At 72.5% G+C, this 11,042-nt stretch carries 7 protein-coding genes and 2 pseudogenes; 1 reads left to right on the top strand and 8 read right to left on the bottom strand.

Annotation, left to right across the window (positions count from 1 at the left end; all coding sequences use genetic code 11):
* The 7 genes and pseudogenes from GU5_RS17505 to lipB all read right to left on the bottom strand — a co-directional run.
* Window positions 1-394, bottom strand: a pseudogene (locus GU5_RS17505) (hypothetical protein); the annotation flags it as partial.
* Window positions 395-635: 241 nt separating this feature from the next.
* Window positions 636-1,043 (bottom strand): annotated as a pseudogene (ruvX, locus tag GU5_RS17510) (Holliday junction resolvase RuvX); the annotation flags it as partial.
* 2 nt (window positions 1,044-1,045) lie between these two features.
* Window positions 1,046-3,745, bottom strand: coding sequence for an alanine--tRNA ligase (gene alaS, locus GU5_RS0103505; protein ID WP_010524199.1), 2,700 nt, complete (start codon window positions 3,743-3,745; stop codon window positions 1,046-1,048).
* A gap of 275 nt (window positions 3,746-4,020) precedes the next feature.
* Entirely contained in the window at window positions 4,021-4,650 is a 630-nt protein-coding gene (gene rpsD / locus GU5_RS0103510; protein ID WP_010524200.1) for a 30S ribosomal protein S4, read from the bottom strand.
* Between the two features lie 429 nt (window positions 4,651-5,079).
* Entirely contained in the window at window positions 5,080-5,886 is an 807-nt protein-coding gene (locus tag GU5_RS0103515) for a DUF4191 domain-containing protein (RefSeq protein WP_010524201.1), read from the bottom strand.
* A gap of 112 nt (window positions 5,887-5,998) precedes the next feature.
* Entirely contained in the window at window positions 5,999-7,006 is a 1,008-nt protein-coding gene (lipA, locus tag GU5_RS0103520; RefSeq protein WP_010524202.1) for a lipoyl synthase, read from the bottom strand.
* Window positions 7,003-7,698, bottom strand: a complete 696-nt coding sequence (gene lipB / locus GU5_RS0103525) for a lipoyl(octanoyl) transferase LipB (RefSeq protein WP_255348834.1) — start codon at window positions 7,696-7,698, stop codon at window positions 7,003-7,005. The genes lipA and lipB overlap by 4 nt, the downstream gene beginning before the upstream one ends.
* 84 nt (window positions 7,699-7,782) lie before the next feature.
* Here lipB and GU5_RS0103530 point away from each other — a divergent pair, with 84 nt between their 5' ends.
* Entirely contained in the window at window positions 7,783-9,789 is a 2,007-nt protein-coding gene (locus GU5_RS0103530; protein ID WP_083830292.1) for a hypothetical protein, read from the top strand.
* A 209-nt stretch (window positions 9,790-9,998) separates the two neighbouring features.
* Here the strand turns inward: GU5_RS0103530 and sucB are convergent.
* On the bottom strand, window positions 9,999-11,042 hold a 1,044-nt coding region (gene sucB, locus GU5_RS13850; protein ID WP_083830293.1), incomplete at its 5' end, for a 2-oxoglutarate dehydrogenase, E2 component, dihydrolipoamide succinyltransferase.

An 11,042-nucleotide genomic window follows, 5' to 3' on the forward strand; every position in this document is an offset into this window, starting at 1 on the left:
CGCCGCAGACGATCGGGTCCACGCCCGGCGAATCGGCCAGCAGCAGGTTCATCGCGCGGGACCGCAGACTCATCGAGGGGCGCACAGCGATCGGCGCGTGGACGTCGGCGACGACGCGATGCAGGGCCCCGTCGGCGATGAGGGACTGGAGCTCCGCGGCGGTGAAGGGGCGTCCCGGCCGATACAGCGTGCCCTCGGTGAGCCGGGTGCCGATGATCGTCGGCGCCACGCCGGGGATCTCTCCGGCGGCCGGGTCGACGGCCGGCGCGCCGTGCGGCGGACCGGGATCGAGCCCGAAGGCCGCCGGGCCGGCGACGTCGTCGGCCAGCGCGCGGCGGCGAGAAGCCGGGGCGGATGGGGGAGTGTGCTCGGCGATCGACGGTGTGACTGACATGACTCCAGCCTGCCGGACAGATCATGTCCGGGGGAGTGGCCGGGCCGCATCTGTGGAGAACACGGCGTGTCGCGTCGTCGGGCCGGTGATCCGCCCGGCGACCCACGCGGCGCCGTGGAGGCCGCTCAGCCGCCGTCGGCGCCGATGGGGGCCCCGGCTCGACCCCCTGGGCCGCGCGGATCTCCAGCGCCTGGGTGAGGATCTCCACGGCCGCGGCCTGGTCGATGGCCTCCCGCTGATCGCGCGAGGCCACGCCGGAGTCGCGCATCTTCTGAGCCGCCGAGACGGTGGAGAGCCGCTCGTCGACCAGATGCACCGTCGTGCCCAGTCCCGCCTCGGCGAACCGTCCGGCGGCCGCGGCGGCGTAGTCGCGGGCCTTGCGCGTCGACTCGGTCTCCTCCCCGGAGAGCGACAGCGGCAGCCCGACATACACCGCCGCCGCGTCGCGGTCGGCGGCGATGCGGGTGAGCATGCGCAGGTCTGAGCCGCGGCGGGGATCCCGGCGCAGCGTCATCACCGGCGTGGCGACCAGCGCGTCCGGGTCCGAGGCGGCCACCCCGACGCGAGCCTCGCCGACGTCGACGGCCAGTCGCACGCCGGCACGCCCGGGCTCTCCGGCCGCCGCGTCGTCGCCCGACTCCTCGGCCACCGTCAGCTCCGCGCCCGCACCGAGCGCACGACGCCGTCGAGCGCCTCGGGGATCGTCGAGACGTCCTGGCCGCCGCCCTGGGCGAGGTCCGGCTTGCCGCCGCCTCCGCCGCCGAGCACGCCGCAGGCCTCTTTGACCAGCGCGCCGGCGGCGACGCCGGACTCGCGGGCCTCGGCAGTGGTGGCGACGACGATGAGCGGGCGGTCGTTCGACCGGCCGGCCAGGGCGATGACCGCCGGCCGGGAGCCGAAGCGCTGGCGCAGGTCCATGGCCAGCTGGCGCAGGTCGTCGGCGGAGGAGACCGAGCCCGCGTCGTGGGCGAGGACGTCGATGCCGTCGGCGTCAACGGCCCGTTCGACCAGCTGTCCCGCCTGGGCGCGCAGCTGCTCGGCGCGCAGCCGCTCCAGCTCCCGCTCGGTGTCCTTGAGCTTCTGCAGGGTCGCCGCGATGCGGTCGGGGACCTGGTCGGAGGGGACCTTGAGCATGTCGGTCAGCTGGTTGACCAGCGTGCGCTCGGCGGCGAAGTGCTGGAAGGCGTCCATGCCGACCAGCGCCTCTACGCGACGATTGCCCGAGCCGACCGAGGCCTCGTTGAGCAGCGCCAGCGTGCCGATCTGCGCGGTGGAGGAGACATGGGTGCCGCCGCAGAGCTCGCGGGACCACGGGCCGTTCATCTCCACCACGCGGACCTGGTCGCCGTACTTCTCGCCGAAGAGCATCATCGCACCGCGTTCCTTGGCCTCGTCCAGCGACATCACCTCGGTGTTGACCTCGTGGTCGTCGCGGATGGCGAGGTTGGTGATCTCCTCGAGCTCCTGGCGGGCGCCGTCGCTCATCGCCTCGTCGGCGGTGAAGTCGAAGCGCAGGTAGCCCTCCTTGTTGAAGGAGCCGGCCTGGACGGCCTCGGGGCCCAGCACGTCGTGCAGCGCCGCATGGATCAGGTGTGTGGCGGAGTGGGCCTTCTGGGCGTCCTGGCGGCGGCGGACGTCGATGGAGCCCAGTGCCTCGGCGCCGACGTGCACCTCGCCGGAGAGGACCCGGCCGCGGTGGACCGACAGCCCGCCGATGGGGGACTGGACGTCGGTGACCCGCAGCTCGAAGCCGTCGCCGGTGATCCGGCCGGAGTCCGGGGCCTGGCCGCCGGCCTCGGCGTAGAACGGAGTGGCGTCGAGGACGATCTCGACGTCCTGGCCCGCCGAGGCGCGGTCCACCGAGGCCCCGCCGAGCAGCAGGCCGCGGACGCGGGATTCGGTGGTGTGTTCGGTGTAGCCGGTGAAATGTGTGGGCCGGCCGGCCAGCAGCTGCTGGTAGAGCGCGGTGTCGGCGTGGCCGGACTTCTTGCCCTTGGCGTCGGCGCGGGCGCGTTCGCGCTGCTCGGCCATCAGCTCGCGGAACTGTCCTTCGTCGACGCTGACTCCGGCCTCGGCGGCCATCTCCAGGGTGAGGTCGATGGGGAATCCGTAGGTGTCGTGGAGGGCGAAGGCGTCGGCCCCGGAGAGCGAGGTGCCGGAGGACTTCGCCGTCGAGACCGCCGACTCGAGCTTCGCGGTGCCGGCGGAGATGGTGCGCAGGAAGGACTGCTCCTCCTTCTCGGCGACCGTGCGGATGGTCTCGAAGATGGTCGCGACCTCCGGGTAGACGCCCTGCATGGCCTCGCGGGAGACGCGGACGAGCTCGCCGAAGACCGGCTCCTCGACGCCGAGCAGCCGCATCCCCAGGATCACCCGACGGATGAGCCGGCGCAGGACGAAGCCGCCGCCCTCGTTCGACGGTCGCACGCCGTCGCTGATGAGCATCAGCGCGCTGCGCACGTGGTCGGCGATCATGCGCAGCCGCACATCGGTGGAGTGGTTCTCGTCCGCCGGGTCCTCGGTCGAGGTGTAGGTGACCCCGGCCAGCTCCGCCGCACGGTCGAGCACCGGCCGGACCTGGTCGGTCTCGTACATGTTCTCCACGCCCTGCAGCACCATGGCCAGCCGCTCCAGGCCCAGGCCGGTGTCGATGTTCTTGTGCTGCAGCGGACCCTCGACGTCGAAGTCGTCCTTGGTGCGCACCGCCGAGAGCCGGTACTCCATGAAGACGAGGTTCCAGATCTCGATGAACCGGGTCTCGTCGGCGGCGGGTCCGCCGTCGGCGCCGTAGGCCGGACCGCGGTCGTAGTAGATCTCCGAGCAGGGCCCGCCGGGGCCGGGCTGGCCGGTGTTCCAGTAGTTGTCCTCGGCGCCGAAGCGCTGGATGCGCTCCTCGGGCACGCCGACGACGTCGCGCCAGATGTCGTGGGCCTCGTCGTCGTCGAGGTAGACGGTGACCCACAGGCGCTCGGGATCCAGGCCGAAGCCGCGCAGCCCGGTCTCCGGGTCGCCCTCCTGCGGGGTGGTCAGCAGCTCCCAGGCCATCGGGATGGCGGTCTCCTTGAAGTAGTCGCCGAAGGAGAAGTTCCCGCACATCTGGAAGAAGGTCCCGTGCCGGGCGGTCTTGCCGACCTCCTCGATGTCGGCGGTGCGGATGCACTTCTGCACCGAGACCGCGCGATCATAGGGCGGCTTCTCGGTGCCCAGGAAGTAGGGGATGAAGGGCACCATGCCGGCGATGGTGAACAGCACCGACGGGTCCGGCGAGATCAGCGACGCCGAGGGGACGCGCTCATGGCCCTGCGCGGCGAAGTAGTCGTACCACGTCCGGGTGATGTCCTCGGTCTTCATGGGTTCCTGGAGTCCTCCTGCTGACGAAGCGGTCATCGCGCCCACGGCGCCCGGCCAAGTCTACCCGTGCACCACCGCGCCCGCCTCCCGGGCCGGGCGGCTCGATGCCCGGAAGGGCGGAGGGCGGGTCGGGGCGGCGGCACGGACGGCCGCGGGCGCCTGGACCTGGACGCGGAACGGCGAGAGCCCGCCGCGGACCGCTCGACGGCGGTGCGCGACGGGTCTCGGCCGGCGTCCGGTCGATCCGGGACCGGGTGGCCCCGGTCGACGGGGGATCAGCGGGCGTAGTACTCGACGACCAGCTGCTCTTCGCAGGTCACCGGGACCTCCGACCGCTCGGGGAGGCGGGAGAGGGTGGCCTGCAGCTTGTCGATCTCGACCGTCAGGTAGCCCGGGACGGCCGGCAGGACGTCCTGGTGCGCGCCGGAGGCGGCGACCTGGAACGGCTCGAACTTCTCGGACCGCTCGTGGACCTGGATGGTCTGGCCCGGCTTCACGCGGAAGGACGGACGGTCCACGCGCTTGCCGTTGACGGTGATGTGACGGTGCACCACGAACTGGCGGGCCTGGGCGATGGTGCGGGCGAATCCGGAGCGCAGCACCAGAGCGTCGAGACGAGTCTCGAGCAGCTGGATGAGCACCTCGCCGGTCCGACCCTCGCGCCGGTTGGCCTCCTCGTAGTACCGCAGCATCTGCACCTCGCGGATGCCGTACTGGGCGCGGAGGCGCTGCTTCTCGCGCAGGCGGACGGCGTAGTCGGAGTCGGCGCGACGACGGGTGCGGCCGTGCTGGCCGGGGCCGTACGGACGGCGGTCCAGGTACTTCTGGGCCTTCGGAGTCAGCGCGACGCCGAGCGCGCGCGACGCCTTCACCGTGCGGCGGCTGCGCAGGGGAGAGGTGGGCATGGTCTGTGTTGCCTTTCTGTTCGTCGGCATCGTGTTGATCCGCCGCCCGCGGCACACGACGCGGCAGCCCAGGTTCTCCTCTTCAGGAGCGGACTGCACGACGCCGTGACGGACGGCCTCCTGGCCTCCGGGATCCCTGCCGGAGAGCGCGAGCTGCCGAATGCTCGCCGACCTGCGGCGCCGGACCGGCACACATCCTCCCGACGGATCGGAGGAGGGCGGTGCGAGATCGATGAGCGGTTCGCCGGGGCGATCCGCTGCGGGGACATCCGGCGCCTGCCAGACAGCAGACCATCCTAGCATGGATCCGGAGCACGGGGCGGCGGCCGGCGGGCCGGTCGTGCCGCGGCCGCCGGATGCAGCTCGGCCCGGGAGCCCGCGCCGATCGAGCGCGCCCTCCCGGGCCGGATGCCGCAGTGCCCGGCAGGTTCAGCCGCGCATGGCCTTGCGGTCGGGCCGGACGCGATACGGGTCGACGCCGTGCGGCACCGGGGGCCGACTGATCGGCAGAGCGGCCAGGCGCTTCTCCAGGGCGCTGACCTCGTGCTTGGTCAGCGCCTTGTCGAGCTTCTTCATCTCCTTGGTCAGCTTCGGCAGCGGCACCTGGCCGTCGCCGTCGCCGGTCTCGATCACATGGATGGGGACCCCGGTGTCGCGGAGGATCGGGGTGAAACGCTTGCGGGTCTTCTGCACGAGCCTGCGCACCGCCTGGGTGCTGCCGTCGGTGACGAGCACCAGCCCGGGGCGTCCCACGGCGCGGAACACCGCCGCCTGGGTCTTCTGGTCCATCGCCACCGGCTCCTCGGTGACCACCCAGCCGCGGCGCAGGGTGCCGAGCACGGCCGCAGCCGCCCCGGGACGTCCCTCGATGCGGGCGAAGGCCGCCCGTTCGGCGCGCCGGTTCATCACGAACATCGCCGCGAGTACGCCGACCGGCAGGCCGACGAGGACGCCGGTGAGGGTGTTCAGCAGCAGGCCCACCACCAGGGCGACGACGCCGAAGGCGACCAGGAAGGCCAGCGCCATCCACCACCCGATGTTCGGGTCGTGGGCGCGCGTCATCGAGAAGACCTGCTTCAGACGGGAGAAGAGGCCCTCCTTCTGCGACGACGTGGACTTCTTCCGGGCCTTCTTCTCCTTCTGCTCCGCCTTCTGCCGGGCCCGGAGCTTCTTGAGCTCGGCCTTGGCGTCGGCGCGCGAGGAGACCTGGGATTCGGGGGAGTCAGCTGGTGCCATAGTCCCTCCAGTCTAGCGGAGAACTGCCGCGGTCTCCGCCTCCGGCCCGGCGCCGACCGGACCGCCCGGCGCCGTCGTCGGCCGCAGGGCGCCCGGGCGCGGCACGAGGGCGTCAGTGACCGGCGGCGACCAGCGTGGCGGCCTCCTGCTTGGTGGTCCCGGAGGGCTCGATGTGCGCCAGCTCCGGCGGGATCTCCCAGCCCTTCTTCTGCATGGCCTTCGCCCACAGCGAGCCGGCCCGGTAGGAGGAGCGCACCAGCGGCCCGGACATCACCCCGAGGAAGCCGATCTCCTCCGCCTCCTGCGAGATGTCCAGGAACTCCTGGGGCTTCACCCAGCGGTCGACGGGCAGGTGCCGAGGGGTGGGGCGCAGGTACTGGGTGATGGTCAGCAGGTCGCAGCCGGCGTCGTGCAGATCCTGGAGCGCCTCGGAGACCTCCTCGCGGGTCTCGCCCATGCCGAGGATCAGGTTGGACTTGGTGATCATGCCGTGGTCGCGGCCCTGGGTGAGCACGTCCAGCGAGCGCTCGTAGCGGAACGCCGGGCGGATCCGCCGGAAGATGCGCGGCACGGTCTCCACGTTGTGGGCGAAGACCTCGGGCTTCGCGGCGCAGATCCCGGCGATGTTCTCCTCCTTGCCGGAGAAGTCCGGGATGAGGATCTCGACGCCGGTGCCGGGATTGAGCTCATGGATCTTCCGGATGGTCTCGGCGTACAGCCAGACGCCCTCGTCGGCGAGGTCGTCGCGCGCGACGCCGGTGACCGTGGCATAGCGCAGGTTCATCTCGCGCACCGACTCGGCGACCTGCAGAGGTTCGGCGGTGTCGAGCTCCTGCGGCCGGCCGGTGTCGATCTCGCAGAAGTCGCAGCGCCGCGTGCAGGCCGAGCCGCCGATCAGGAAGGTCGCCTCGCGGTCCTCCCAGCACTCGAAGATGTTGGGACAGCCCGCCTCCTCGCAGACGGTGTGCAGACCCTTCTCGCCCACGCGCTTCTTCATCGCGGCGAACTCCGGGCCCATCTTCACCTTGGTGCGCATCCACTCGGGCTTGCGCTCGACGGGGACCTCGGCATTGCGGGCCTCGACGCGCAGCATGCGCCGGCCTTCGGGGGCGACTGTCACTGCAGGGCTCCTTCTGTCGGACGGGGAGGGGCGGCGTCGGTCGGGAGGAACTGGGGAAGCTCCTCGGCCAGCGCCTCGGCCACCGGGTCGATCACGTCGGCCGGGGTCACCGTGCGACCCAGCTCGGCGCCGATGGTGGTCGTGTCGGCATCGCTGATGCCGCAGGGGACGATGTTCTCGAACGGCGCGAGGGCGTTCGAGCAGTTCAGGGCGAAGCCGTGCAGCGTGACGCCCTTGTGCACCCGCAGCCCGATCGCGGCGACCTTCCGGTCGCGCGGACCGTCGGTGAGCCAGACGCCGGAGCGCCCCTCGACCGTGGTCGCGGGGATGCCGAACTGCTCGTCGAGGACGCGGACGAGCATCGACTCCAGAGCTGCGACGTACTGCTTGACCATCGCGCGCTCGGCCAGCTGGATGATCGGATAGCCGACCAGCTGTCCACGGCCGTGCCAGGTGATCTCGCCGCCGCGGTCGACGTCGACCACGGGCGTGCCGTCCCGGGGGCGATCGCCGTCGGCGGTGCGGCGCCCTGCAGTGTAGACGTCGGCGTGCTCGAGCAGCAGCACCGTCGACGGGCTGTGTCCGGCGAGCACATCGGCGTGCAGGCGGCGCTGGATGTCCAGCGCCTCGCCGTAGTCCACGAGATCGGGAGAGAGTCCGAGGCGTCGGAAGGCGAGTTCCATGACTCCCAGCCTAGCCCGCTCGCGACGACGATGGGGGACCCGCCCTGTGGAGACGGCCTGCAGAGCGGAGCGTGATGCGGCAGGCTGGTCGTCATGAGCAGCAACACCTCGGACGCGGTGGAACCGGGTCGCCCTCAGGACCGGGGTCGGGAAGGCGCGCCGCCGGTGGACGCGGCGGCGCCGGCGGCCGCCCGCCGTTCCGATCCGCCGCGGGCCCCGGGACTGGTGGTCGAGTCTCTGCTGGACGCCGGCCCGCGCGGGGCCAGCTGGCTGGTCCGTCGCGAGGTCCCGCCCCGTGACCGGTCCGCCGCGGGAGGGATCGGAGGAGCAGGCGTCAGCAGCCCGCGGCCGGGAACGGCATCAGGGCACGGGCCGGTGTGGACGGCGCGCGGCCGGCCGCCCCGACGGCTGGTGCTGCGGCTGGCCGCCGGCACGACGAGCGTGAACCCCGCGACCGGCGTCCCGGCGTCCGCTTCGCCGCGTCTGGACGAGGAACTCCGGGCGCTGGACACGGCGGTGGCCGGTCCGCGTCCCGCCGAGGAGGAGGGTGCCGACGTTCTGGAGCTCGAGGCGGGGCCGGCTGCCGGCGAGACGACCGAGGAGACCCCGAGGGCGGTGACGCAGCACCTGATCCGCACCTGGGGGCATGTCGAGACCAGCCATGGCACCGGACTGCTGACCGATGCGGAGCAGGCCGTGCCGCTCTCCCGCGTCCTGGCCGTGCAGGGGACGATGACGGTCGGCGAGGTCTCCACCGTGCTGACTCCCGTGGCCCAGGTCGTCGCGCATCTGCACCGTCGAGGAGTGGCGCACGGCGACATCACCCCGGCGACGATCCTGATCGCCGCCGACGGCCGCCCCATGCTCGGGGAGCTCGGCGACGCGCAGCTGCTCGGACACCTGCCCTCCAGTGCGGGGATGACCGAGACGCTGGCACCGGAACGGCGCGCGATCGTCGTCGCCGCCGAACCGTCCGCCCGAGCCGAGGCGCTCACCGCCGGTCAGTCGCCGGCAGCCGACGTCCATGCTCTGGGCGCCGCGGCCTGGACCGCGCTGACCGGGGAGCCTCCGGTCAGCGAGGACCGCGGGCCGCTCACCGCCGCCGCACCGCAGACTCCCGGGTCGGTGGCCCGCCTCGTCGAGTCGTCGCTGGCCGAGGCCCCCGAGGATCGTCCCTCTGCCGCCGACTTCGCCGCCGAGCTGCATCGTGCCGCGGCGCCGCAGCCGGTGGTGGTCGACGAGCAGCTGGTGCCGCAGGTCCCCGACGAGGAGGGCCGGGCCTCACGAGGACGCGTCGACGCGGCGGGAAATGATCCGGCACCGGTCTCCGGCCTGCGCTCCCGGCGCGTGATCGGCGCTGGAGTCGCGGTCGCCGCGGCGGCGGCGCTGATCGTCGGAGGCATCGCCTGGCGGGCGGCGTCGCCGCCGAACACCGGCGCGCCGGCAGGAACGACGGCGGGGGAGACGACCGACGGCGGAGCGACCGATCCCGGAGAGGACGCGTCGACGTCGCCGGAGGCTGAAGAGGTCTCCGAGGAGGCGGCCGAGGCCACGCAGGAGGCGGAGGGGGCGCAGGAGGCGGAGGGGGCGCAGGACCGGGCTCGGCGGCAGCTGCGCGACGACGACGTCGTCGCGGCTCTGGAGGGCGTGGCCGCGCTGCGCACCTCTGCGCTCCGGGGCGCGGGCTCGGCGGGAGAACCGGGAGGACCGGGCGAGACCGTCGAGGCGTATGCCTGGCCGGAGTCACCGGCCGCGAGGGCCGAGCGCCGGCTGCTCGCGACCATGGTCGACCGGGATCTGGTCTACGCCGGGGAGCCGATGAGCATCGAGGCTCTCGGCGACGTCGAGGAGGTCGCCGCCCAGGACGGCGAGCAGACGCGCCGGGCCGTGGAGGTCGAGGTCCGGGCGGATGCCTTCGTGCCGGCGGATCAGAGCGACGGGGTCGACGAGGAGGGGCTCGGCCCCCACGATCCCGAGCCGCTCTCCCAGCAGGTGCGGCTGACCCTGGTCCGCCGGGACGGGGTGTGGAAGCTGCACGAGGTCCGGGAACTGCCCGACGCCGCCCGCTCCGCGGCGACCCCCGGAGGCGGGGCCGCCTGATCCGGCGGGGATCGTCGGCCGAACGGCGGGGCGACGTCTCGCGCGGGCGGAGAGGGTCTGCACCGCATGAGGTCCGGAGATGGGTCAGGGCCTCGCTCCGGAGCATCTCCGGAGCATCTCCGGAGCATCTCCGGAGCATCTCCGGAGCATCTCCGGAGCGAGGCCCTGGCCCATGGGGACGGCCGCGGACGAACCGGGCCGTCGAGTCCTCAGAGACCCAGCTGAGCCTCGAAGGCGCCCTCCTCGAGACGGGACTTCAGCGTCTGGACGAAGCGGCCGGCGTCGGCGCCGTCGACCAGTCGGTGGTCGTAGGTCAGCGACAGGTACATCATGTGGCGGATGCCGATGGTCTCGTTGCCGTCGGCGTCCTCGACGACCATCGGGCGCTTCACAATGCCGCCGGTGCCGAGGATCGCGACCTGCGGCTGGTTGATGATCGGCGTGTCGAACAGCGCACCCACCGAACCGAAGTTGGTGATGGTGAACGTGCCGCCGGCGAGCTCCTCCGGGCCGATCTTGTTGCTGCGGGTCCGCTCGGCGACGTCGGAGATCTTCTGCGCCAGGCCGGCGAGGTTCAGTCCGCCGGCGTCGGAGATGACCGGCACCAGCAGACCCTTGTCCGTGTCGACGGCCAGCCCCAGGTGCTCCCGATCGTGGTAGGTGATCTGCTGACTGTCCTCGTCGTACTCCGCGTTGAGCTTGGGGTGCTGCTTGAGCGCCTCGGTGACCGCAGCGGCGATGAACGGCAGGTAGGTCAGGTTGACGCCGTTCTGCTGCTGGAAGGATGCCTTGGCCTTCTTCCGCAGGTTCACGATGCGGGTCATGTCGACCTCGTGGACCTGGGTCAGCTGTGCGGAGACGTCCAGGGACTCGTTCATCCGCTGGGCGATCACCTGGCGGATGCGAGGCGCCTTCTCAGTGGTGCCGCGCTTGGTGGTGTCCACTGCGACCTCCGGGGCCGCGGCGGGGGCGGGAGCCGAAGCTGCCGGCGCGGCGGCCGTCTGCGCCTTGCGGGCCTCGACCGCGTCCAGGACGTCCTGCTTGCGGATGCGGCCGCCGACGCCGGTGCCGGTGACCTCGGAGAGGTCGATCTCCTCCTTGCGGGCCAGGCGGCGGACCAGCGGCGTCACGTAGCCTTCAGCGCCGGATCCGCTCGGCGACGCCGACGCGGAGGTCTCGGCCGGCTTCGTCGGGAGCCTTCTCCGGCTGCGGCGCGGACTTCTCGAGCCGGCTCCTCCGCGGCCGGCTCGAGG

The organism is Nesterenkonia sp. F (assembly GCF_000220985.1).
Taxonomy (GTDB): Bacteria; Actinomycetota; Actinomycetes; order Actinomycetales; family Micrococcaceae; genus Nesterenkonia.

Excerpts from the sequence above, each read along its gene's own strand:
- alaS (WP_010524199.1), bottom strand. The coding sequence starts at position 3,745 with ATGAAGACCGAGGACATCACCCGGACGTGGTACGACTACTTCGCCGCG.
- rpsD (WP_010524200.1), bottom strand. The coding sequence starts at position 4,650 with ATGCCCACCTCTCCCCTGCGCAGCCGCCGCACGGTGAAGGCGTCGCGC.
- GU5_RS0103515 (WP_010524201.1), bottom strand. The coding sequence starts at position 5,886 with ATGGCACCAGCTGACTCCCCCGAATCCCAGGTCTCCTCGCGCGCCGAC.
- GU5_RS0103530 (WP_083830292.1), top strand. The coding sequence starts at position 7,783 with ATGAGCAGCAACACCTCGGACGCGGTGGAACCGGGTCGCCCTCAGGAC.